This window comes from Hymenobacter sp. NBH84 (genome assembly GCF_014217645.1).
Taxonomy (GTDB): Bacteria; Bacteroidota; Bacteroidia; order Cytophagales; family Hymenobacteraceae; genus Hymenobacter; species Hymenobacter profundi.
On the sequence record NZ_CP043644.1, the window covers coordinates 3,267,546 to 3,290,837 of the forward strand.

Sequence of the window (23,292 nt, forward strand, 5' to 3'; positions counted from 1 at the left end):
TGCCTCCCCGCACAACCCAAAACCCTGCCAAGCACCTCTTCTCTAGCCGAAGCACCGCTTTCATACTCAATTTATTACCCTGCTTTTTGCTCGTTTGATCACTTAGCGTTGCGGTGCAATCTGCACCCGCTGCCCGGCCGAATGAGCCGAAAATTCCGGTGCATACAAGCATTGCAACTGCGACAAACCACCCGAGAAATTGCCTGCCTGCGCGGCCCGCAGGCGGTATTCGAACGTGTGCGTGCCCTTAGGGAAATAGCTGATGAAGAAGTTGGTGGCCGCATCGCGCGGACTCTCGTAGTAACCCAGCCCCGACTGGTACTGGTAGCCCGAAAGCTGGTTGATTAATTCCAGTCCGGCGGCGCGCTGGTCTTTTAGGTGCACGTATTCCAGGTCGCGGTCGGAGCGTAGTACCAGGCGCACCACCAGCACGTCGCCTACCCGCAGGGGCGTGGCGGCGGTGATGGGTTCCACTACCGGCCCGCCGGCCGTGCGCTGCTCTCGAAACAGCTGGCGCGTGAGCTGCAAACCAGTAGCAGCCGGCGTAATCTTGTCGATCTGCTCGAAATACTGCCAGTAAAGCGCGCCCCAGGCCACACCGGCATCGGGTTTTGTGACGGTGACGCGGCCCTGCGCTGGCTTCACCTCTGCCGCCGGCCACGTGTTTTTGAAGTAACCGGTGCCGGCTTCCAGCTTGTTGGGCGTCACCGCCTCGCCGCCTACCGTTACCTGGATGAGCTGGGTAGGCGTGAGCCAATCGGAGCCGCGCAGCAGCAGGGCGTAGCAGGCATCGGCGGTGGCGCGGGTACTTTCCCAGTTGCGAGTTTGCTTCTGCTTGAGCAGCCAGAGCTTCATCTCGTCTACGGCTTGCTGATTTTGAGCTACTTCGTCGTAGGCTTCAATAAGGGCGGCCTGAGTTTCAGTGGGGGCCTGCTGCCAGTAGTAGCCGGCGCGCACGTCTTTCCAGTACATGCCCAATTCGGGTGAGTGCAGGGCGTTTTCGGTAAGGGCCTTCATCACCTGCTGGGCGGTTTTTGGGTCGCCGGCGCGGTGCAGCGTGAGGGCCGCCAATCCTTGCAAGTAGCGATTTTGCTGGGGCCAATAAGTAAACAGCTGACTTTGGTAATAAGTAGTAGCCGATTGTGCAGCATTGGCTACGGCCGGTTTCGGCCAGAAGCTGCGGGCGTACAGCGCCTGCACCTGAGTAGGGCTCAGGTGGTTTTCTTTCAGGTTAACGTTTTTCTGCTTGCGCAAATCGGCGTAATCCTCCTGCATCTGCCCATCGAGGTAGGCCAGCGCCCTACTGAGTACTTGCTGCGCCTGCGGATTCTGCGTGGCGTCAAAGGCATTCAGCTTGCGTAGCTTGCCAAACCCGGCCACAATGAGCTGTGTGATATAGCGGTCGGCGGGCATCTTCTCGAACCACGGGAACGCGCCATCGGGCAGTTGCATTTGAGCCAGTTTGGCCAGGGCGCGGGTGGTTTCGGCTTGCAGGCGGGACTCGTCGAACAGCTCGGCGAGGCGACGCATGCGCTCGGTGTCGGTCTGGGCGTCGCGCACCCAGGGCGTTTCTTGCAACAGCAGGGCTTTCAGTTCCTGGTTTTGTTCGAGCTTGCTGGTGAGAGCCTGCTTGTCGCCGCTTTGGGCGGCGCGCTGCCACTCGGCCAGTACTGGTTTGATGCGCGGGTTCTGCTTCAGAATACTGGCCGCCAGCAGGTTGGCGTAGAGGCGGCTGAACACCTGCTCCGAGCACTCGTAGGGGTACTCCATGAGGTAGGGTAGTGCCTGCACGGCATACCAAGCCGGGTTCTGCGTCATTTCCAGCGTGAGCGAGTAGTTGCGCCGCGTGGGCGACGTGGTGCTCGTCAGCTTCTGCAAATCGAACGTTTTGGTGCCCGCGCCGGCTATCGGGAGGGGTAGGCTTTCAGTGATGAGCAAGCGGTTGGGCAGCACCGGCAGCGTGTTTTCCTCACCGTCGGATACGGTTTGATGGTTTTTGGCTTCTCGGCGAGCTTTTCGTCTGCCTTTTAATTCTTCATTCTTACTTTTTAATTCTCCCTGCGCTACCACCCGGTAGGTAATGGCCTCTAGCGGCACCTGCCCCTCGGCGGTTTCAGGGATAATGATGTTCCAACTGAGGGCCGTGCTGGCGTTGCCGTTCAGGCTGAACGGCTGCTGCGACGGCCTCACAATCAGTTCTTTCAGCGGCTGTTGGGTGCGAGCATCAAGTAGGAACAACTGTGCGTTACCGCTCGTCGCCTGCTCCGTCAGGTTGCTAATTTTGGCCGAGAGCGTGAGCTGGTCGCCCTGGCGGAAGAAGCGCGGAGCGTTGGTGGTTACTTGCAACTGCTTCTGCGTGACGAGGGTGCGTGCCAGCGTGCCGGTGTGTAGCTGCTGGTCGTGGGCCAGGGTCAGGAGCTGCCAGCGCGTCACGGCTTCAGGCATCTGGAACTCCAGCACGGTTTCGCCTTTATCGTTGGTGCGCAGGTCGGGCAGCCAGAGGGCGGTTTCGCGGAAGTCGGAGCGGGTAGGGACGGTGGAGAGGTCGGGCAACTCTCTCAACGTATCCATATCTGGCAAGCCGTCTGTTTCACCAGGCGCGGGTGGTGCGCTTGGAGGTGGAGGTGGAGGCGGTACAGAATTACTCATGGTAGACATACTACGAGCTTGCACGCCCGTTACTCTCTTTTGAAGAGTTCTTCCTAACGATTCTTGGTCCGCTACTACTCTCGACGGCTCCTTTCCGGTCCCACCGTCTATACCAAACAAGTCAGGCAGCGGTGGGCCCGTCTTTGTTAGGTGTATGTCTTCACCATTCAATCCCCACATATTCAGATGAGGATATTCAACCTCTTTTACGTTGACTTCTTCGTCATTAGTCCCAAACAGTTCATCCCCATCCGTCGTCCCAAACTGCCCATTCCAGATCAACACAGGTTGATAATAGGGTTTCGGAAAATCCAGCTCCATAAACGAGTGCATCCGGAACACATCTAACGATTTGTCATACAGCGAGGCCAGCAGTTCCGCCTTGGCCGGTTTGTCGTCGGCGTTGTGAATCGTGACGCGCCAGGTTTCCTTCTGGCCGGGTTGGAGCTTGTCGCGGAACGTGGCCAGGCTGATGCGCAGCGGCGCGGGCGGCGCGGGCGGCGTGACGACCTGCACAGTGGCGTTGTGCTGGTAGAGGCGGTTGTCGCGCACCTGCGTGAGGTGCAGGTAGAGCTGGGCACCTTCCAGCGCGGCAGTGGTCGGGATTTCTACCACGCGCTGCTCGCCGGCCGAAAGCGTCAGCCATTCGTGGCGCAGGGTTTCGCCCTTGGTCTCGGCTTCGAGCAGAATGCGTGCATCGACCTCGGAGCTGCCTACCAAGAATCGGGCTGGCTGGCCGGGCGCCACGCTGTCTTGCAGCGCCACAAACCAGTCTGGGGTAGGCACGGGCAGCGCCGCGCTCTGGGCCGAAAACAGCGTGAAGAATTGCTCGGTGGTAGCTTCCGCAGCCTTGGTTTTAGTGCTAGGGGTAGCCGTGGCTTGCAGCAGGTAGCGACCGGGTTGCTGCCGGGCTAACTCGGCGGCAAGCGCAGGTAGCAACGGGCTTTGCTCGGTGGTGAACTCCTGGGTGGTTACCAACGTGCGCACCCACGTACTATCATTGTCCTCCTGGGCGTAGGCGTCGAGCGGGAATTTCTGCTTGAACTCCTCCCAGCTCAGCGCTTCCCGCTCAGGCCGCTCCCAGGCACGAGTGCGTAGGGCGCGGGTGGGCGGCGTGAGGCGGTAGAGGCGCCATGTACCGTGGGCAGCCAACGCCTCGCCGGTGGCATTGGTACTGAGCAGTTGGAGCGTAGGCAGATCTTCGCGATTCAGCAGCTCGGGCATTTCCAGGCGTAGCGTGAGAGCGTTGGTGCCCAGGCTCACGGTTTGCGTGCCGGTGCGGGTCTCGCCGGCCACATCCGTCACGTCGGCCGTCACGGTGAACACGTAGCCGGGCTGCCAGGGGCCGCGGTGGTTGCTTCCTGCCACCTCGCCTTTCGCCGTGAAGGTCACCACGAAACCACCCGCTGAATCGGTTTGCGCGGTGCCATTGCTGATTTCCACTTCGGCGCCGCTACCGGGGTAGATGGGTTGACCGTAGCCACGCCCAAACAGTGGCCACACCGTGCGCCTCACCACGCGATACTGCACCGCAGCCCCGTCAATTGCTTGGCCGGCGTAGGCCGTGGCCGTGCCGCGCACCGTTACTTGTTGCCCTAGTACGGGCGTACCCTGCACCGGCGCAAACGTCACCTGGAAGGTAGGACGCTTGTAATCTTCCACCGCAAAACCCACGCTACCGTGGTCAGTATCCAGGGCCATTTCGCCATTGAGCAGCCCGGTGGGTAGCACCACCGAGCCGTGGAAGGAGCCGAAATCGGACGTGGTGAAGTTGAACGTTTGCACGGTCTGGCCGTTCACGTCGCGCAGGCGTACGGTTACGGGCTGGCTCGTCAGCAACTGATTTTTGCCGGCGCGGCTTTCTGTCAGGATTCCTTTAAAATAGACTGTCTGGCCGGGCCGGTAAATGGCGCGGTCGGTGTAGAAGAAGGTGCGGCGTTGGGGTTTCTCTACCTCAGCTGTGTTAGCCCGACGTGGATAGTAGTAGCCGTTTAGGTTTTCTACCAGCAGCGAATCGGCACCACGCGTGAGGAATACGCTATGTAACCGGTTATTGTCGTCGGTTTTCATGCCCATTGGAATCTGAGTTATTCCTTCGGTGCTAGTTAGCAAAGGTGTGCCGCGCCGTTGCTTGTATGCTTCTTCCTTTTGGCTGTAGTACTGAAATAGGGGTAGCACCCGCACGCCAGCCAGCGCATTGCCGCTCTGGCGGTGCAGCACCAGCAGCTCTGTTCCTGAGGCCGCGCTGCGGTGCACCTGGCTCAACTCACTCACACTCAAAAAAGCCCGGGCCGTTACGACGTTCGGACGCTCCCGGGCGGGGTTATCAGGACTAGTGCTGAGCAGGATGATATAATAACCCAGCGGTAGGGCTGGCCCAGCGTGCTGCACAGTGTGGGCGCGGTAGTCGGCTGGGGTAGATAGATTGAGCGTCCAAGTAGCAGCGGGCTTGCTGGCCAAGGCGCGGGCAAAAGTTTTCTGGAAGTTGAATGCTTTGTCTGAATTATCCGGCTCCGACAGGCGTAGGTGGTAGGCGCTGCTTACGCGGTAGGCGGTGGCATAGAGGCGCTGAGTGTTGCGCACATCCAGTTTCAGCAGCCAAGGCTGGTTGGGAAGCACTACTTCTTCGGTGGTGAATCCTACCGTTATCTGCTCAATCCGCTGCCGCAACGCCCGCGCCCGTTGCCCCCCGCGTGACTTTGGAAATTGCTTTTCGGCCTGCAATGCTAGCTCGCGGGCTTGCGCCGGCTGGGTTTCTTCCAAGTTATCGGCCGCAGTTACCAGGAATTCCGTGCTAATGGGCAGCGCCCGGTGCGCTTCAGCGTCGCGTAGCAAGGCTGTCCGGTAAAGCGAATCTTTGGCAGCAAACGCGGCGTGCTGCCACACGAAGCGCAGGCGCTGCAAATCCACATCGGCCAAGGCCGCTTGGTTTTTGGTATCGGTGAGGCGGAACTGCGTGAGCTGCTGCAACACCCGTAGCGCGTGAAACTGGCCGTTGAGCGAGTCGGCTTTGGGTGCTTGCAGGGGTAGGCGGGCAAAATCGGCGGCAGGGCTGAGCAGGGCCGGGTTCTTCAACTCGAACTGCTCGGCGGGACGCGTTACGTAGAACTCGTCGTTCTCGAGGCCATCTACGGCGCGGTGGGCCAGTAAGTCGTAGAGGGTAGGGCGTAGGGCACGGCCTTCGATGTCGCCGCCGCGAATGGCGTAGCCGAGCTTGGCAAGCTGTAATTGCTGCTGACGTTGCGGCTCATCTTCAACAGAAGCCCGGTAGTGCGTGATGATGGCGCTGCCGAGGCGGGCGGCGTCCCAGGTGGTGAGGCTGTCGGTTTGAGCGGCGCCGGGCGTGCGGTCGTATAGCTGGTAGCGGTGCTCCTGGTAGTAGCTGGCGTAGAGCTGAGCCAGCAAGGAGTGCAAAATAGGCCGGGCTGGAAACTTAGCCGTTTCCAGGTCTTTTTCGACTAAGGCAATGGCCTTTTCTTCGGCGTTTTCCTCTTTTTCTTCCAGGATGCGCAGCTTGTAGAGCAGGGAGCGCAGATACTCGGGCGTGTCTTGTTGGCGGCGGGCTTGCTGATAAATTTCCTCTACCAGCTTACCAGCCGAGGTGGTTTGGTCTTTCTTCAGCAGCGCATCAATCTGCTGCCACTTCTTTGGGTTAGGGCCATCGGGAGGCGACATGAGGGCGGAGGAGCCGGCAGTAAACATCAGCAACAGGCCAAGCGTGAGCAGCAGAAAGTAGCGCATAAGGCAGAAACGGAAAGCGGAACAAGTTTATGCATTTCAGATGCAGAACCTGATCGGATTCCATACGGCGCTACTCATTTTGTTTTTGATACAGTAGAACGGCATGCTGGGTTTGCCGTTCTACTGTACCCTATTTGCCGCCTTCTAGCACGCGCTCGGCCTGGGCAATGTGGCGTTGGGCGTGCACCACCAGCAGCTCCAGTTGGTCGGTGAGACGCAGGCGCAGCAACGGGATTACTACGTTGGGGATGCGGATGGAGTTGATGTTGACTTCGCGCGCCTGTTGCAGCAGCGTCAGCAGCTCATCGGCCTGCCGGTTGAACACTTCTATTACCGTGCGCGGCAGGCGGGAGCCGCTGGGCGCGTACTGCTGGGGCGTTTTGGTGGCTTTTTCGCTGGCCGGCACGCGCATGGCCTCGGTGAGGCGGCGTCCTACCAGGCCGCGCTTCACGGTGTCGGCGGGGCGGGAGGTGCGGGTTTGGGCCTGTTGCAGCTTGTGCGCTATCACAGGTAGGTAGAGGCCTCCAATGATGTTGAGATGCTCCAGACACTGCCCCACGCTCCACTTGCCAGGGCCGGGCCGACGGTTCAGCTGGTCGTCGGTGAGGGGCCGAAAATCCTGCGCTACGGTGTCCTGTAAGGCGCGCAGATCGGCCGTGAGCTGGTCGAGGAAGTCGGTGGTGCGGGTAGCGGGCTGGCTCATAGCGGGCGGTGGCCGGAGGCTGGCTCCGGGAAGGAACATCGGAAGAAACAGTAATGATACGGCAGCGGGGGCGTAGAGGCAACTATGCGGGCGGGTTTCCGCGCCTACATAGTTGCCGCGGCCCGATTTTAGATAATCATTCTCTGGCTATTGCCTTTATGCTCTATCGCTAAGCTACAACTCTATGCCCGGCCTTAAGCCCGCTCCTACCCCACGCAAACGTGCTGCCTGGCTGCCTACACTCGTGCGGCGCTACTTTGGCTTTTCGCGCCGCGAAACCTCTGGCTTTCTGGTCCTGCTATTGCTCCTGCTGGCATGGTTGTTTGTGCCGATGCTGCTACGGCCCGCCCTACCCCACTACAACCCAGCGGCCGACCAACGCCAACTCGATCAACTGACCACTGAGCTGGCCGCCCGGCGCCAGCCCGAAGCCGCCCGCTACGCCCGCCGCGCCTACCCCAGCCGCTACCCCGTAGTGCCCCAGGTGGCGCTGGCCCCCTTCGATCCTAATGCCCTGACGGCCCGCGACTGGGAAGCCCGCGGCCTGCGCCACTTTCTAGCCGAGCGCTTGGTGCATTTTCGCGACGTAATAGGCGGATTCAAAGCCAAGGAGCAAATCCAGCGCACCTACGGCCTGCCCGATTCGGTGTACCAGCGGTTGGCGCCCTACATGCAGCTACCCGAAACGCTGCCCGCCCGCGGTGCCTACGCCAACCGGGGAAAAGCCTTCGACCGGAAATTTCCGGAGCGGACGCCCTACCCCGCCAGCAAGTTTCCGCGCAAGCCTACCCACCTGGCGGCCTTCGATCTGAACACGGCCGATACCACCCAGCTCATGCAGATTCGCGGCATCGGGCGGGGACTGTCGGCGCGAGTGGTGGAGTACCGGGCGCGGCTGGGTGGCTTTGTGCGGGCCGGGCAGTTGGCCGAAATCTATAGCCTGCGCGACGCGCCTGACTTGGTAGATAGCCTGCGCAAATACACCTTCGTGACGGGCAGCTTCGCCCCTACCCCCATCGATATCAACAATGCCCCTTTTGAGCTGCTACAGGCGCACCCCTACGTGGGCAAGCGCCTGGCGCGGGTAGTAGTGGCTTACCGCCAGCAGCACGGCCCCTTCCGCCAGGCCACCGACCTGCGCCAGATTCGCATTTTGGACGAGGCCACGTATGAGAAGCTCTTGCCTTACCTGCGTCTCTAGGTGCAATGGGAGCATCTGCGCTGGCACGGTCTACGTATGCGGGGCAACTATTCTGCCTTTCTGTACCTCACCACGCCATGCGCGACCTTCCTCGCAACGCTTTATTTTCCCTAGGGCTATCCTGTATACTACTAAGCGGGTGCGGTGAAACATCAACTCGCGGCGAGTTTGTGGATGTGAGCCAGCGCTATACCGTAGAGCAGGTAGGGCGACTGCCGAAAAGCAAGGTGATGGAAAATTCGGGCCTAGCGCCGGCCAACAAGGTAGGCGACCTGTGGACCCACAGCGACGGCGGCAACAGCTCCCGCCTCTACCAGATTACCCGCCAGGGCGACTTGCTGAAAACCCTGGACCTGGCCCCGCTCACCAACATCGACTGGGAAGACCTGGCCCACGACGATGAGCAGCGCCTCTACCTCGGCGACTTCGGCAACAACCAGAACAAGCGCCGCAACCTGGCTATCTACCGGCTCAGCGGCCCTACTTTTCGGCAAGTCGATACCATCCGGTTTGCCTACTCCGATCAGCGGGCGTTTCCGCCCAAGAAAAGCCAGCGCAACTTCGATTGCGAAGCCTTTTATTACTCGCAGGATAGCCTCTACTTGTTCACCAAAAACCGCAGCCCTGAGGACCTGTGGGTGAAGCAATACGTGCTGCCTGCAAACCCCGGCACCTACGTGGCCCGCTTGGCCGATAGCCTATTGCTCGATACGTGGATTACGGCCGCCGACCTCAGCCCCAATGGCCGCACGGTGGCCCTGCTGGGGCAAGGTCGGGTGTTTCTGTTTCAGCGAGAGCACGGCAAACGCTTGTTTGACGGTGCCAAGCAAATGCTGCGCCTACCCATTGACAACCAAGTGGAAGCCCTGTCGTTTCTCAACAATCATGATTTTATCATCAGCAGCGAGAAAGGCCGGCTCTACCAAGTAACGCAGCGGTAGCACCTGCCCCGGTTGGCTGTTTTGCGCCTGTTGCCGTAAGAAACAGGTATGCGCTGTCAAAGCATCTGTCATCCTGAGCATGTGGCGCATCAAGCCAGTGCCAAAGGACCTTCTCACGCCAGAACGACTGACGTACCAACGGCTCGTTCAACTAGCATAAGGTCCTTTGGCACTGGCTTGATGTGCCACATGCTCAGGATGACATGCGTATTCCGTCTGACATCCATCAGCTTCACAAACTCGCAACTCATAATTCCTATATCATGGCATCTACCATTCTGGTTACCGGCGCTACGGGCACCATTGGCACTGAACTGGTAAAAGCACTGGCCAACCGTGGCGTCACGGTTCGGGCGGGCGTACACTCAATTATTAAAGGTGACCGGCTGAAGCACCTCAACCCCGATGTGCAGCTAGTGGAAATAGATTACCACAAGCCCGAAACGCTGGCCGTGGCGCTGACCGGGGCCGAGCGGGTGTTCCTGCTTCCCCCGCCTACCTCCGACCAAGTGGAACTGGCCCGACTCTTCATAGACGCGGCCCAAAAAGCCGGCGTGCGGCAGCTGGTGCAGCTTTCGGCCGCCGGCGCTGGCCGCGACGCGCAAATCGAAATTGACCGCCGCCACCACGAGATAGAGCAACTGGTAGCCGCTAGCGGCCTGACGTACGCCACACTGCGCCCCGAAGGCTTCATGCAAAACTTTGTGGAGCAGCACTGTGCTACCATCCGCGACGAGGGCAAGTTCTATATGCCTCTCGCAGAAGCCCAAGTGGCCTACATTGATGTGCGCGACATTGCCGCCGCCGCCGCTACCCTACTCACCTCCGACCCCGCTACCCATGCCGGCCAGGCCTACCACCTCACCGGCCCGGCGGCTCTCACCGGCCAGCAAGTAGCCGAGGCGCTTAGCCAAGGTACTGGTCGAGAAGTAACCTATGTGCCAGTTTCGGAGGAGGATGCCCGCACGGCCATGCAGGAGCTACCCGCCGAGCGGGTAAAGGAATTACTAGCCTTATACGCCGACTACCGCGCCGGCCACGCGGCTACTGTCACCGATGAGGTAGCATCCCTTGCCGGCCACGCGCCCCATACTATTCAGCAGTTTGCTAATGATTACAAGGCCCAGTTTCAGCCGGAAGACTAGTTGGTTTTAAATAGGAGTGTCAAGGCGCGTGTCATCCTGAGTAGCGCGAAGGACCTTATCACGTGCGAACAACAGACGTTGCAACGACTTGCTCTACTGTGACAAGGTCCTTCGCGCTGCTCAGGATGACACGCGCCTTGACAACTCGCAACCGGAAACTTTTCAGCTGAGCGGTTACTTTTACTGTTCTTTTCCATCCCATCCGCTTATGTCCGCTACTGCCGAGCAGCCTGCTATTTTGTCCCGATTGCGTGTTGAAACCCGGCCGTACCATGATGCGCTGGAGCAAAACACGTTCAATCAAGAGCTGACGGCAGGGACGGTTTCGCAGGCGGCTACGGCGCATTTTCTACGCCGGATGTATGGCTTTTTGCAGCCCTACGAAACCCAGTTGCGGGCACACGCCGCCGCGTTTGGGCCAGAATGGCAGCTTGACCAACGCTACCGCGCCCATCTGATTCTGGAGGATATGGCGCAGACCAACAACCCATCGGAGCCAGTGCTTTGCCCTACCTTGCCACCGCTGCATACCCGTGCGCAATTGCTGGGCGCTATGTATGTGCTGGAAGGCTCTACCCTGGGCGGACAAGTGATTCAGCGGCAATTGGCCAAGGCCGACATTCCGCTGCAAGCCTATTTCACAGGCTACGCAGAGCGCACAGGGCTAATGTGGAAAAGTTTTTGTCAGCTGCTGACGGCAGCGGCTACCGCCGAGGAGCAGACAGAAATTGTGCAGTCGGCCGTGCTTACCTTTCAACACTTACACGCGTGGATCAGTCAACCGTAAGCCATACCAGCGAGCTTTTGTCGGACATGCCGACTACCCTCACCAACTGCGACCGGGAGCCGATTCATATTCCGGGCGCGGTGCAGCCGTACGGGTTCCTGCTCTGCCTGGATGAGCAGACGCAGCGGGTGGTGCAGGCCAGCGCAAACACGCAGTCTCTGCTCGGCATTCCAGCTGAGGAGTTGCTAGGCGCGGGCCTGGAGCGGCTGCTACCCCCCGCGCAACTGGCAGAGCTAGATGCCCTTTGGCCTACCCTCACGGATACGCCCAAGCTGCTAGGGGTCCAGCTGCACCACACGCCTGAGCAGCCGTTCTACAAGCTCATCGTGCATCGCTACGATGGCCTGCTGTGGGCCGAGTTCGAGCCGGTCGATTCCAACAGCCCCGGCGTGGTGGATTTGGCTACCCTGAACACGGCCCTGGGCCAGATGCTAGGTGCCGCCACCGTGCTCGACTTCTGCCAGCACGCCGTGGAGCAGGTACGCAGCATCACGGGGTTCGACCGGGTGGCCATGTACCGCTTTGCGGCCGACGAGAGCGGCGAGGTAGTAGCCGAAGCCATTCGCCCCGACCTAGACCCGTGGCTGGGCCTGCACTACCCCGCCACCGATATTCCGCAGCAGGCGCGGGCCATGTACCTCAAAAACTGGCTGCGCTTCATTCCGGATGCTTCTTACCGGCCGGCCCCACTGGTGCCGGTGCGCAACCCCACCACGGGCCGCTCCCCCGATATGACGCACGCTGTGCTGCGCAGCGTGTCGCCCATCCACCTGGAGTACCTGCACAACCTGGGCTCGGCGGCCACCATGACCATTTCCGTCATTCGGGAGGGCAAGCTGTGGGGCATGATTACCTGCCACCACCTCACGCCGCATTTGGTGAGCTACGAGCTGCGGGAGCTGTGTTTATTTATCGGCAAAACCTTCTCGGTCCTGCTTCCTACCAAAGAACAGCAGGACCAGCAGGCCTATCAGCTGCACATTCAGAAAACCCGGGCACGGCTGTTTGAGCAGATGAACAGTTCGGCCGATTTCATCAAGGGCTTGTATCAGCAAACAGCCACGCTGCTGGATGTATTTGCGTGTGGTGGCGCTGCTATTTGCTTTGAGGACGAGATTGTTACGCTGGGCACTACCCCTACCCCCGACCAGATACAGGGTGTAGTAGCGTGGCTGCGCCAGCATGCGCCGGAAGATGTTTTCCATACCGATTCCTACGCCCAGCTCAATCCCGGTGGGGTAGCTATTCGGAGCACGGCCAGTGGCATTCTGGCCATCACGCTGGCCCAGGCGGCCAACGACTATATCCTGTGGTTTCGGCCCGAGCAACTCCAGACCGTTACGTGGGCTGGCCGCACGCAGAAGGTGGAAACCAAGGCCGACGGCCAGATTTTTCTGTCGCCACGCCAGTCGTTTGAGGCTTGGAAGCAAACGGTAGAAAATACGGCCGCGGCCTGGCTACCGCTGGAAATAGAAGCAGCCCAGGAACTGCGTCTACACATTGCCGATATCCGCCTCAAGATTTTCAATGAGCTGCAAGCCCGTGCCACCAGCCTCAGCCGCCTCAATGCCGAGCTGGAACGCAGCAACGACGAGCTGGACTCCTTCGCCTACGTGGCCTCGCACGATTTGAAAGAGCCTTTGCGCGGCATTCACAACTATTCTATTTTTCTGCTCGAAGACTACGCCGACCGCCTCGATGCGGAAGGCGTAAGCAAGCTCCAAACGCTGGTGCGGCTCAGCCAGCGCATGGAAGCGCTTATTGAGTCGCTGCTGCAAATTTCGCGGGTAGGCCGCCTGGACCTCGTACCCATCCCGACGGATATGAACGAGCTGGTAAGCGGCGTGCTGGAGCTACTGGCTCCTCGCCTGGAACAAACCCACACCACCGTTACGGTGGCTGGCCCGCTCCCTACCATACTGGCTGACCCCATTCGCCTGGGCGAGGTTTTCAATAATTTGATTACCAATGCCATGCGCTACAGCAACGACCCGGAGAAGTACGTCACCATTGGGGTAGCCGCGGCCAATGCCTCTTCTGTAGCAGATTTTCCGTCACCGGAGCAGTTTGATGTGTTTTACGTGCGCGACCAAGGCATTGGCATCGACCCAAAGCACCACGAAAACATCTTCAAGATTTTCAAGCGGTTGCACTCACAGGACAAATATGGCGGCGGCACGGGTGCCGGCCTCGCCATCGCCAAAAAAATGATTGAAAAACATGGTGGTAAATTGTGGGTTGAATCCGTACTTGGACAAGGCGCCACCTTTTATTTCTCTCTTCCCAAAGCTCTATGATAGTTCCCTTCACCCAACCCATCCTGGTGGTGGAAGATAGTCTGGAAGATTTTACGGCGCTGGGACGGGCCTTTCGCAAACATGCCCTCCCCAACCAACTGCTGCGCTGCGAAGACGGCGACCAGGCGCTGGAGTACTTGCAGGGCTACGGCAAGCACCCCGATTGGCCTGCCCATCTGCCGGCTTTCATCTTGCTTGATCTGAACATGCCCGGCACCGATGGCCGGGATGTGCTCGATGTACTCAAGCACGACCCCCGCTTGCTGTCTATTCCGGTTATCGTATTCACCACTTCCGCCAACCGTCGCGACGTGGAAGAGTGCTACCGCCTGGGTGCCAATAGTTACCTCACCAAGCCGATTGAGTACACTGTGCTCGAAGAAAAAGTTGAATTAATTATCCAATATTGGCTACAGTCGTCTCAGCTGCCGCTTTCTATTTAAGCTCCTACCCTTGAAAAAGATTTTACTCATTGATGATAATGAGCAGGACCGGATGCTCTACAAACGCTACCTCGACAAACAGGCCGGGCAGGAGCGTATGACCATTTATGAGGCCGATTCGGGGGAAACAGGCGTGGAGCTATTTGAAACTCACCGCCCCGATTGTGTTCTGCTGGACTACAATTTATTGGATACTGATGGGCTGGAAGTGCTGGCCGAGTTGAAGCAGCGCACGCCGCTTAATACGCTGTGCGTAGTGATGATTACGGGCGGCGGCAGCGAAACCCTGGCCGTGCGCGCCCTCAGCAGCGGCGCTTTGGACTACCTAGTGAAACAGCAATTCGACCCCGAGCTGCTATATAAAACGGTTATCCACGCCATTGAGAAAAACGAGTGGCGCCAGTACCAAGCCCAGTATCACGGCCAGTTGCAGGCCGTCAACCAGGACCTGCGCGATTCACTAGCCGAGCTCACGGCCGCCCGCCAGCAGGTAGACGACACCAACGCCCAACTGCTAGCCGCCAATGAGGAGGTGCGCCTGCGCAACCAGGAGTTGGCCACTGCCAACCAACAGCTAGCCCGCACCAACGCCGACCTCGACAACTTTGTATACGCGGCCTCGCACGATTTGCGGCAGCCCGTGAATAACCTGCGTGGCCTGTTCGACGAGCTACGCCGCGCCGCTACCTTCCACGACCCCGAGGAAGGAGTTCTGCTCCGCCTGATTGACGAATCGTTGCAGAATCTTACCTCTACCATCACCGATCTGGCGGCGGCCGTGCAGGTAGAACGCCTACCCGGCACGCACGTGCAGGAGGAGTTGGATTTGCCTTCGCTCATGGCCGATGTGCTACAAACCTTGCGCCCGCAACTGCTAGCCGAACAGGCCACGGTTTCCACCGATTTCGACGCCCTACCCTCGTTGCAGTACGTGCGCAGCAACCTGCGCACCATCCTACTCAACCTGCTGGCCAATGCGCTCAAGTACCACCACCCCGACCGGCGGCCTACCATTCACTTGCGCACCCAGGTACTCCACGACGCCTCCGTGCTCGAAGTGCGGGACAACGGCTTGGGCATCGACCTAAAGCGCCACGGCGCCGAGTTGTTTCAGCTGTTCCGACGCTTCCACCCCGATGCGGGCGAAGGCACTGGACTTGGCTTATTTCTGGTAAACCGCTTGGTGCAGTCGCACGGAGGGCATATTGAGGTAGAAAGCGAAGTAGGGCAAGGCACTACCTTCCGCATCTACCTGCAAAAGCATCAGCATTCCGAACAAGAAGTGTAGGGCTTTCCTATTCTCCTATCCTCGTAGCAACAAAAAGGCCTCCCCATTGTGGGGAGGCCTTTTTTAGTGGTGTTCAAATGAGGCGCGCTTAGTTGCGGTTTTCATCATCGTTGTCACGGCCACGGTTGCGGCGGGGGGCCGAACCGTAGTCCGAGTCGTTACGCTGGTTGCGGTATTGGTCGCGGCGCTGCTCCCCGTAGTTCTGCTGGTTGCGGTCCTCGGAGCGGTAGTCGCCACGGTCGGGCGAACCCTGCCAGCTGCCGTTCTGGTTGCGGTTCGCGGAGCCGTACTCATCGTTGTAGGAACCGCCCTGCGAGCCATAGCCGCTGTTGCTGTTGCCGCCATAGCTGTTGCGGCCGTTGCCGTAGCCGCCCCGGTCTCGCTCATCCGAGCGGTTGTAGTCGTTGCGGTAGCTGTCGTTGCGCGAGTTGCCGCCGTATTGCTCATCGTTTTGGCGGCCGCCACGCTGCTGGTCGCCGTAGTTGTTCGAGCGGCCATAGCCGCTGCCGTAGTTACTACGGTCGGGGCCTTGCTGCGAGCCTTGATTGTCGTAGCCGCCGCGCGACGAGCGGTAGTCTTCATCTTGGTTGCGGTACTCGTTGCCGTAGCTGCTACGGTTGGCATCATAGCCCCGGTTTTCGCCGTAGTTGCCGCCGTTGTTCGTCGACGAGTTGCCGTAGTCGTTGCTATAGCCACCGCGGCCTTGGCGCGAGCCATTGTCGTTCTGGAAACCGCCCTGGTAGTTGTTATCGTTGCGATTATCGTTGCGATAGTTGCCTTGCTGGTTGGATGAATTGTTCATCCAGCCTTGCGAGTTGCCGCGATTATCATCATAACCGCGCTGGTTGTTGCGGTTGTTGTCGTCGTTATAGCGATTCTGATTACCGCGATTCTGATTATCGTACGAATCACGACGTTGATTTTCGTTGTTCATAGCATTAGAATTTTGGGTGGAAGAATACGACCGGTTATAGGCTCCCTGGTAGCTACGGTCGTAGTCACTGCCGTAGTGCGGGGCATTGCGTCGGTCGCGGTTGTGGTCGTCTTGGGGATGATAGCCGCCGGAGCCGTAGTTGCCACCATAGCGCCGGTCTTGTTCATCGTTGTAGTAGTTGCCGCGGGTTTGGGGCTCGCGGTACTGGTTTCCATAGCCACCATTTGTACCGCCGTAGCCCTGGCTGCCAAACTCGCCGCGGCCGGCGCCGCTGTCTTCATTCTCGCGGCGCTCATGGTCGCGGTACATATCGGTGGTGCTGTTGCTGGCATCGTCCACATTGCTGTTGCCAGCTACATTGGTTAATGCCTGCTTGCTGCTGTCCGATTTCTTGTCTTTGTCTTTGCCGCTGGCTTGTGCCATGGTAGGCTGCTTCTTGTCTTTGTCCGTCGAAGACTTAGCGTTGTTCTTCGACGATGACGCCTTCATATCGGCCGGATTAGCTTCCTTATTTTGCTGGTTGCCTTTCTCGCCCGTTACAGCGCCTTTGCCTACGCTCATTTCCGAGTTAGCCAGCGACTGGCTAGACACGGCATTCTTCTCTTTATCGTCGCCGGATTTCATGCCGGGAGTTTCTGGCTGATTGGGATTGTTCGCCAATGTCTGGCTGGCGTCGGCACCCATCTTGGCATCCTGCCCCGTTTTGTTGGTAAGGGAAGTATCGTTCGACGAATTATTATCCTGGTTGTTCTGGTTTTTCTCTTTCGTTTCCATGGTGTGGGGGTGGGTTTGGTGAGAAAATAGGTGGGTGGATGTATATTTTTATACGCGCCGGTCTCTCTCTGAGTTAAGTTTAGGCCTAGAAAAATCTTGGCTTATCCTCTTCACGAACAGCAAATTCCAGTGTTGTAGCCTACCTCGCTACAGCCAAGCTGCATCATATTCCGGCCACGATTTCGTCTGCTTCTGGTGCAGCAGCGAATACAGAAATACCCGTAGATTTACCCTCGATTCGCTAACTCAACCATTACCATTGCATCCCATGAAAACGGGTACCGTAAAATTCTTCAACGAAGCCAAAGGCTACGGCTTCATCGTGCAGGATGATACCAACCAGGAAATTTTTGTACACCAAACCGGTCTGATTCACGAAATCCAAGAGAACGACCGAGTTTCTTTCGATGTCATCGACGGCAAGAAAGGCCTGAACGCCGTGAAGGTAGAGCGCATCTAAGCGGCTCACTTTTTGGCTGAGTGCCAACAAAAAAGCGCCCCGGCTCACGTGAGCCGGGGCGCTTTTCATTTATGCAGGGTAGGTAGTTAGAAGCGTACTACTGAGCGGTAGGGCTTTTTACTACGCGCACGCCTACCGCCATAATATCGGGCAGTTGATCCTGGCGCATATACTGCTCCAGCATCACCTTGTAAGTACCCGGCTGGTGGAACTGCTGCCGGGGCAGCGCCAGAAACTGGTGGTCGAAGATGTCGCCGGCGCCGCTACCCAGTGGCTCGCCTGTTTGCGGGTCCATCAGAATCATCTGGTGCAGGAGCCGCGAAATCTGCTTGCCGTCGGGGCCCGTCAGCGTGTGCCGCACATACAGGTTGTAGTAGCCATACGAAGACGTGTTGCGCACGTTGAAGTACACATCGTACCGCTGAGTGGTGTCCTCAATTTGAAACTCGAACGTGGGCTTTTCCTGCACCGCCCACGTGCGGTCATCAAAATCGAGGTTTTTCTCAAACACCTGATCGGGGTTACAGGCTGCCAGCACTAGCCCCAATAGCAACGATGGAAAACGAAAATAACGATGCATACAAGAATTAGGAAGCCGCAGGAGGGGTAGGAGGTGTGGGCGCATCGCCGCCGCCTGTGCGGCCGGGCCGGTCGCCGCGCCGACGGTTGCGGTCGTCGCGGTGGCGGGGGTTGCCGTTGGGACGGGCGGAGGCTTCACCGCCGTCGGGCGAGGCTGCACGGGGCGGGCGCCGGTCGTTGTTGGAGCGGGGCGGACGTTCCTCGCGGGGGGCACCACCTTCTGGGCTAGGGCGTCCATCGGGGTTCTGAGGACGTTCTGTTTTTTCGCCTTTTTCGCCGCGGCCGCGGTTGTTGCGGCGGTTCAGGGGCTTGGCAGCCGCGCCACGCGGCCGGCGGCTTTCTTCCGATGCTCCGGCTGCCTCGCCAGCTGAGGGGGTAGGCGCCTCAGTATCGGGTGCGGCCAGCCGGGCGCCACGGGTGCGCTCAGAGCGTTCTGGTCGCTCCGTTCGTTCGGGCCGTTCAGTACGCTCTGCTCTTTCGGGGCGCTCTGAGGTAGCCGACCGGGGCGGACGCGCCGGGCGGGCCGTATTGTCCACTTCGCCGATGCCGCCTTTGCGTTTGCGCTTGCCGCGTTTGGAGGCGGCAATCTTATCGTCGAGGCGGTCGAGGCTACCCTCTACGATGGCCGAGAGGTCAGGTGCTTTGTCTTCCTCGCGCACGGGCGGCAGCAGGTTTTCGGGCTTTTCGCCGCGCTTGTTCATCTCCTGCACTTCGCGCACGCGCTCGGTGGGTAGCATCACCCAGTTGTTGTCGCCGCGGAAGGCAAACCACATGCGCTTCTTGAAGATGTCGGTCTTCTGCAAAAACGCGTCGCCGCGCTCGGTTTGCAAGGGGCGCTGCACCTGCGGAATGTCCTTCAAGGCATCGAGGTAGGTGTCCAACTCGTAGTTCAGGCAGCACTTCAGGCGCCCACACTGGCCCGAGAGCTTGGCGGGGTTTAGGCTGAGGTTTTGGTAGCGGGCCGCAGTAGTGCTCACGCTCTTGAAATCGGTGAGCCAGGTGGAGCAGCACAGCTCCCGCCCGCACGAACCGATACCGCCCAGGCGGCCGGCCTCGTGGCGCAGCGAAATCTGGCGCATCTCCACCCGCACCCGAAACTCGTCGGCCAGACGCTTGATCAGGTCGCGGAAGTCCACCCGGTCGTCGGCGGAGTAGAAGAAGGTGGCGCGGGTGCGGTCGGCCTGGTACTCCACGTCGGAGAGCTTCATTTTCAGGCGCAATTCTTCCACCACCGAGCGGGCCCGGAACATGGTACCGGTTTCCAGGTCGCGCACGGCTTCCCAGCGCTCCACATCTTCGGGCGAGGCAATGCGCAGGATGTTGCGGATTTCCTTGCTGTCGGTGGGCACCTTTTTCTTCTTCATTTGCAGGCGCACCAGCTCGCCTTTCAGCGACACGTGGCCCAGGTGCCAGCCATTGCCGGCCGCTTCTATCACCACGGCATCACCTGTGGTGAGCGGGAGGCAGGAAGCGTTGCGGTAGAAGTCTTTACGACCACCTTTGAAACGGATTTCGACAATGTCGAACCCTTTAAAATCACTGGGCAGGTCTACGTCCTGGAGCCAGTCGAATACGTTTAGTCGGTTGCAGCCGCCAGAACTACAGCTCCCTTTGGAGCCACAGCCCCCAACGGACGTAGTAGAGCAGCCGCCCCCGGAGGAACAGGAAGTGCAAGCCACGGCTAATAATCTATCTATGATGAGGCGGCCTAAAGCCGCACGAAATCGGGTTTCAACAAAGATACAGAATTAGAGGGTACGGGGGTAAGCCGTCTATTTTGGGGTGAACTACGCCGAAAAGTCATCTTGTAACCAGCAGCCTGCCCTACCCCGTACGCACGGCAACTGTGCACAACTGCCTATACTTGCAGCACCAACCTACACTACTCTTTCTCGCACCATGAGCCAACTCACCATCCGTAGCCTCGCCGAACTCCTGCAACACGAAGGGCAGGAGCTGGGCATTTCGGACTACTTCACCATCACCCAAGAGCAGATCAACCAGTTTGCCGCTGCTACCCTCGACCACCAGTGGATTCACGTGGATGCCGAGCGGGCCAAAACGGAGTCGCCGTTTGGGGCGCCCATCGCGCACGGCTACCTTACCGTCTCGCTCCTACCCTACTTCTGGAACCAGATTATCGCCATTGAAAACCTGAAGCTCCAGGTGAACTACGAAATAGAGCAGCTGCGCTTCAACCAGCCCGTACTCGTGAACAGCGAAGTGCGTTTGTATGCCAAATTGCTATCCGTGAAAGATTTGCGCGGCGTCGCCAAAGCCCGCATTGAGGTAAAGATGGAAATCAAAGGCCAGAAGAAACCCGCGTACAACGGCGTGATTACGTTTTTGTATCATTTCATGTAGCCATCCTTTTTCGTGTCATCCTGAGCGTAGCGAAGGACCTTATCACGCATGAACGAGTCGTTGTTACGTCTATCGTTCTCACGTGATAAGGTCCTTCGCTACGCTCAGGATGACACGAAAAAGGATGGCTACCCTTCCAGCAACGCCGCACACTGCTGCGCTATTTCCAGCTCCTCGTTGGTGGGCACCACCAACACCTTCACCCGCGACTCAGGCAGATTGATTTCGCGCAGACCGGGCGCCCGGGTTTGATTCTTGACTTCGTCGAGCTGAACGCCGAAGAACTCCAGATGCTGGCAAGCCAGTTGGCGCACCAGTGCGTCGTTTTCGCCTACCCCGGCCGTGAACACCAGCGCGTCGAGGCCGTTGAGCACGGCCGCATAGGCACCAATGTATTTGCGGATGCGGTAGGCGTAGAGGTCGTAGGCTAGTTGGGCGCGGGCGTCGCCTTGGTTGAGGGCCGCCGTGATGTCGCGCATGTCGCTGAAGCCGGTGAGACCCAGCATGCCACTTTCCTTGTTCAGCAAATTGCTGACTTGCGCGGGCGTGTAGTGCAGTTCCTGCAACAAATGGAACACCACCGAGGGGTCCAGGTCGCCGGAGCGGGTACCCATCACCAGGCCTGCCAGCGGCCCGAAGCCCATGCTGGTATCCAACGATTGATTGCCCCGCACGGCGGCCATGCTGCACCCGTTGCCCAGGTGAATGGTGATGAGGCGGGCATCGGGCTTGCCTAGGTAGGCGGTAGCTTGCTCGGCCACGTATTTGTGGCTGGTGCCGTGGAAGCCGTACACCCGGATACGTTGCTCAGTGTACAAGGCTTCGGGTAAGGCGTAGCGGAAAGCATATTCGGGTAGGGTTTGGTGAAAAGCCGTATCGAACACCGCCACTTGCCGGGCCTGCGGGAAGATGCGCTCGGCTACCTCAATGCCCAGATAGTTGGCCGGGTTGTGCAGGGGCGCCAGCGCAAACAGCCGCCGAATTTCTGCCTTCACCTCCTCATCAATAAATGTAGTAGCGGCAAAGCTTTCCCCGCCGTGTACCACGCGGTGGCCTACTACCCCAATTTCAGTAGGGTCGCGGAGCACGCCGGCGGTAGGGTCCGTCAGCAAGCGCACCACTTCACGCAGGCCGGCCTCGTGGTCGGGTAGGGCTAGGGTGAGCTGCTGGGTGGTGGGGTCGTTGGCTTCGTTGAAAACCTTGTGGGTGATGGTGGCATTGTCGGCCCCGATGCGCTCTACCAGCCCGCTGCACACCGGCTGCTCGGTAGGCCAGCGAAACAGTTGATACTTGATGGAGCTGCTGCCGCAGTTGATAACGAAGATGTTCATGGGTGGTAAAATCACTCTTAAAGTGTATCTGTCGCTGTGCAACGCTAATCTAATAACGACAACTACCTTGCAATCTTTATCTTGCTAACTATTGAATAGAAGTACTACTGTTCACCTTGAATTTCAATCAGCACTATTTCTTCCAGCTTGAGAGAACAGACCAATGAAACTAGCGCTCGGTTATTTAACATCTAGTATTTCTATAATATTTATTTCTTGGATTATTGGACTTATTATCAGTGCCTTTATAAAAGAAACGTATTTTTATAAAAACAAATTATCAAATCTAAATTTTATCAGAGATGAAGACACAAACAGAAATATTGGACTCTACATTATCAAGTGGATTATAAAGAACACATTTTTTAAATTTTTTAACCAAAAGCTAAAGCTTAACGGAAGATTTACTGCTTCAGAACTAAAGATTTTACGTTACGAAATGACCAAATCCGAAATAGATCATTTGATTGCCTTCGTATTCGTTTTACCTTTTGTCCTTTTTAAAATATTCAATCAGCAATACTTATTTGCTACAATCCTCATGATTGTAAATACACTCATGAACTTATACCCTTCTCTGTTACAACAGCAAAACAAAAGAAGAATTGATAAATCAAGGCTACTATCTTTAAAGCAACAAAATACTTACTCTGATAATAGTAATACATTTATTTAACTATCATATTGTCGATTCTTTCTTATCCTTACCAGGCACTACCTTCTTCACTACCCCTACTATCTTCTCAATAATAAACCCAACAGCCAACCCGAAAATACCGCATGCCAGTACCTTCGCCAGCCAAGCTATTGCTGGTATGTTGGCTAAAGAATGTTCTAGTTCGTGCAGCAAATGGGCGGTGAACGGAATGCCGTGGGCAATGATTTCGGCGCCTACCCACAGCATGGCGGCGGTGCCCACGTACCCCAGGATGAGTAGAAACTTCGGCATAAACTTTACCATGCCGCGCCCGATGCTTTGGACGGTAGGGCTGTAGTCGCCTTTGGCAAAGTGCACGCCGATATCATCCATTTTCACGATGAGGCCCACGAAGCCATATACCCCTACCGTAATAAATACGGCTACGGCCAACATCACCAGAATCTGGTTTGTGATGGGCTGGCCGGTTACCTGGCTGTAGGCAATGGCCATAATTTCGGCAGACAGAATAATATCGGTGCGTACGGCGCTGGCTACCCGCTGCTTTTCCAGCTCCTCGGGCGTAATAACTTTTACGTCTTCGCTTTCAGGATCGGCCCCGTGGCTTTTGCTGAACATGGAATGCACCTTTTCGTATCCTTCGAAGCACAGATACGCGCCGCCTACCATTAGAATGGGCGTAATGGCCCACGGAGCGAAATAGCCGAGTAGCAAAGCCGCTGGGCTTAAAATCAGCAGCTTGTTAATCAGTGACTTCTTGGCAATCTGAAAGATAATAGACAGCTCGCGGGATGGGTCGAGCCCTACCACATACTTGGGCGTAACGGCCGTATCGTCAATCACGATGCCGGATACTTTGCCGGTTGTCTTGGCTATCTGGGTAGGCACATCATCCAAACTGGCTGCACTGGCCTTCACCAAGGCCGATATATCATCTAGTAAGGCAAAAAATCCGGAGGGCATACAGTGTTGATGGAGGGGTTGTAGGTATGTTTTG

General features: G+C 58.0%; 17 protein-coding genes. 10 read left to right on the plus strand and 7 right to left on the minus strand.

Going from position 1 to position 23,292, the window contains the following annotated elements; all coding sequences use genetic code 11:
* Positions 1–102: 102 nt before the first annotated feature.
* Positions 103–6,390, minus strand: coding sequence for an alpha-2-macroglobulin (locus tag F1C16_RS13655; RefSeq protein ID WP_185281191.1), 6,288 nt, complete (start codon positions 6,388–6,390; stop codon positions 103–105).
* A 130-nt stretch (positions 6,391–6,520) separates the two neighbouring features.
* Positions 6,521–7,132: a DinB family protein gene (locus F1C16_RS13660; protein ID WP_185281192.1), complete on the minus strand. Its 612-nt coding sequence runs from the start codon at positions 7,130–7,132 to the stop codon at positions 6,521–6,523.
* A gap of 145 nt (positions 7,133–7,277) precedes the next feature.
* Here F1C16_RS13660 and F1C16_RS13665 point away from each other — a divergent pair, with 145 nt between their 5' ends.
* From F1C16_RS13665 to F1C16_RS13695, 7 genes are all read left to right on the plus strand, one after another.
* Complete coding sequence (locus F1C16_RS13665) at positions 7,278–8,294, plus strand: helix-hairpin-helix domain-containing protein (RefSeq protein WP_185281193.1); 1,017 nt, start codon at positions 7,278–7,280, stop codon at positions 8,292–8,294.
* Positions 8,295–8,371: 77 nt separating this feature from the next.
* Positions 8,372–9,235, plus strand: coding sequence for a hypothetical protein (locus tag F1C16_RS13670; RefSeq protein ID WP_185281194.1), 864 nt, complete (start codon positions 8,372–8,374; stop codon positions 9,233–9,235).
* A 263-nt stretch (positions 9,236–9,498) separates the two neighbouring features.
* On the plus strand, positions 9,499–10,380 hold the full coding sequence (locus tag F1C16_RS13675; protein ID WP_185281195.1) for an SDR family oxidoreductase: 882 nt from the start codon (positions 9,499–9,501) through the stop codon (positions 10,378–10,380).
* A gap of 208 nt (positions 10,381–10,588) precedes the next feature.
* The gene (locus F1C16_RS13680; protein ID WP_185281196.1) at positions 10,589–11,167 is read left to right on the plus strand and encodes a biliverdin-producing heme oxygenase; all 579 of its coding nucleotides are present in this window, start codon (positions 10,589–10,591) and stop codon (positions 11,165–11,167) included.
* Positions 11,149–13,464: an ATP-binding protein gene (locus tag F1C16_RS13685; RefSeq protein ID WP_185281197.1), complete on the plus strand. Its 2,316-nt coding sequence runs from the start codon at positions 11,149–11,151 to the stop codon at positions 13,462–13,464. Before F1C16_RS13680 ends, F1C16_RS13685 begins: the two co-directional genes overlap by 19 nt.
* Positions 13,461–13,907 carry a response regulator gene (locus tag F1C16_RS13690; RefSeq protein ID WP_185281198.1) on the plus strand — a complete coding sequence of 149 codons (447 nt, stop codon included), beginning with the start codon at positions 13,461–13,463 and terminating at the stop codon, positions 13,905–13,907. Before F1C16_RS13685 ends, F1C16_RS13690 begins: the two co-directional genes overlap by 4 nt.
* Before the next feature lie 10 nt (positions 13,908–13,917).
* Positions 13,918–15,195, plus strand: a complete 1,278-nt coding sequence (locus tag F1C16_RS13695; RefSeq protein WP_185281199.1) for a hybrid sensor histidine kinase/response regulator — start codon at positions 13,918–13,920, stop codon at positions 15,193–15,195.
* An 88-nt stretch (positions 15,196–15,283) separates the two neighbouring features.
* Here the strand turns inward: F1C16_RS13695 and F1C16_RS13700 are convergent, their stop codons facing one another.
* The gene (locus tag F1C16_RS13700) at positions 15,284–16,903 is read right to left on the minus strand and encodes a hypothetical protein (protein ID WP_185281200.1); all 1,620 of its coding nucleotides are present in this window, start codon (positions 16,901–16,903) and stop codon (positions 15,284–15,286) included.
* A gap of 268 nt (positions 16,904–17,171) precedes the next feature.
* On the opposite strand from F1C16_RS13700, the gene F1C16_RS13705 reads away from it, so the two are divergent.
* Entirely contained in the window at positions 17,172–17,363 is a 192-nt protein-coding gene (locus F1C16_RS13705) for a cold-shock protein (protein ID WP_185281201.1), read from the plus strand.
* Positions 17,364–17,460: 97 nt separating this feature from the next.
* Here F1C16_RS13705 and F1C16_RS13710 read toward each other — a convergent pair whose 3' ends face one another.
* Both F1C16_RS13710 and ricT read right to left on the minus strand, forming a co-directional pair.
* Positions 17,461–17,943 carry a gliding motility lipoprotein GldH gene (locus F1C16_RS13710; RefSeq protein ID WP_185281202.1) on the minus strand — a complete coding sequence of 161 codons (483 nt, stop codon included), beginning with the start codon at positions 17,941–17,943 and terminating at the stop codon, positions 17,461–17,463.
* Between the two features lie 7 nt (positions 17,944–17,950).
* The gene (ricT, locus tag F1C16_RS13715; RefSeq protein WP_185281203.1) at positions 17,951–19,621 is read right to left on the minus strand and encodes a regulatory iron-sulfur-containing complex subunit RicT; all 1,671 of its coding nucleotides are present in this window, start codon (positions 19,619–19,621) and stop codon (positions 17,951–17,953) included.
* A 220-nt stretch (positions 19,622–19,841) separates the two neighbouring features.
* On the opposite strand from ricT, the gene F1C16_RS13720 reads away from it, so the two are divergent.
* Positions 19,842–20,306, plus strand: coding sequence for a MaoC family dehydratase (locus F1C16_RS13720; RefSeq protein ID WP_185281204.1), 465 nt, complete (start codon positions 19,842–19,844; stop codon positions 20,304–20,306).
* A 128-nt stretch (positions 20,307–20,434) separates the two neighbouring features.
* On the opposite strand, the gene F1C16_RS13725 is transcribed toward F1C16_RS13720, so the two are convergent.
* Entirely contained in the window at positions 20,435–21,637 is a 1,203-nt protein-coding gene (locus F1C16_RS13725; RefSeq protein WP_185281205.1) for an acetate/propionate family kinase, read from the minus strand.
* Positions 21,638–21,800: 163 nt separating this feature from the next.
* Between F1C16_RS13725 and F1C16_RS13730 the strand changes: the two genes are divergently transcribed.
* Positions 21,801–22,313, plus strand: a complete 513-nt coding sequence (locus F1C16_RS13730) for a hypothetical protein (RefSeq protein ID WP_219733334.1) — start codon at positions 21,801–21,803, stop codon at positions 22,311–22,313.
* A 3-nt stretch (positions 22,314–22,316) separates the two neighbouring features.
* On the opposite strand, the gene F1C16_RS13735 is transcribed toward F1C16_RS13730, so the two are convergent.
* Positions 22,317–23,258, minus strand: coding sequence for a DUF808 domain-containing protein (locus tag F1C16_RS13735; RefSeq protein ID WP_185281206.1), 942 nt, complete (start codon positions 23,256–23,258; stop codon positions 22,317–22,319).
* Between the last annotated feature and the right edge of the window lie 34 nt (positions 23,259–23,292).

Excerpts from the sequence above, each read along its gene's own strand:
- F1C16_RS13655 (WP_185281191.1), bottom strand. The coding sequence starts at position 6,390 with ATGCGCTACTTTCTGCTGCTCACGCTTGGCCTGTTGCTGATGTTTACT.
- F1C16_RS13700 (WP_185281200.1), bottom strand. The coding sequence starts at position 16,903 with ATGGAAACGAAAGAGAAAAACCAGAACAACCAGGATAATAATTCGTCG.
- F1C16_RS13680 (WP_185281196.1), top strand. The coding sequence starts at position 10,589 with ATGTCCGCTACTGCCGAGCAGCCTGCTATTTTGTCCCGATTGCGTGTT.
- F1C16_RS13725 (WP_185281205.1), bottom strand. The coding sequence starts at position 21,637 with ATGAACATCTTCGTTATCAACTGCGGCAGCAGCTCCATCAAGTATCAA.
- F1C16_RS13670 (WP_185281194.1), top strand. The coding sequence starts at position 8,372 with ATGCGCGACCTTCCTCGCAACGCTTTATTTTCCCTAGGGCTATCCTGT.
- F1C16_RS13675 (WP_185281195.1), top strand. The coding sequence starts at position 9,499 with ATGGCATCTACCATTCTGGTTACCGGCGCTACGGGCACCATTGGCACT.
- F1C16_RS13660 (WP_185281192.1), bottom strand. The coding sequence starts at position 7,132 with ATGTTCCTTCCCGGAGCCAGCCTCCGGCCACCGCCCGCTATGAGCCAG.
- F1C16_RS13665 (WP_185281193.1), top strand. The coding sequence starts at position 7,278 with ATGCCCGGCCTTAAGCCCGCTCCTACCCCACGCAAACGTGCTGCCTGG.
- F1C16_RS13710 (WP_185281202.1), bottom strand. The coding sequence starts at position 17,943 with ATGCATCGTTATTTTCGTTTTCCATCGTTGCTATTGGGGCTAGTGCTG.
- F1C16_RS13705 (WP_185281201.1), top strand. The coding sequence starts at position 17,172 with ATGAAAACGGGTACCGTAAAATTCTTCAACGAAGCCAAAGGCTACGGC.
- F1C16_RS13690 (WP_185281198.1), top strand. The coding sequence starts at position 13,461 with ATGATAGTTCCCTTCACCCAACCCATCCTGGTGGTGGAAGATAGTCTG.
- F1C16_RS13735 (WP_185281206.1), bottom strand. The coding sequence starts at position 23,258 with ATGCCCTCCGGATTTTTTGCCTTACTAGATGATATATCGGCCTTGGTG.
- F1C16_RS13720 (WP_185281204.1), top strand. The coding sequence starts at position 19,842 with ATGAGCCAACTCACCATCCGTAGCCTCGCCGAACTCCTGCAACACGAA.
- F1C16_RS13730 (WP_219733334.1), top strand. The coding sequence starts at position 21,801 with ATGAAACTAGCGCTCGGTTATTTAACATCTAGTATTTCTATAATATTT.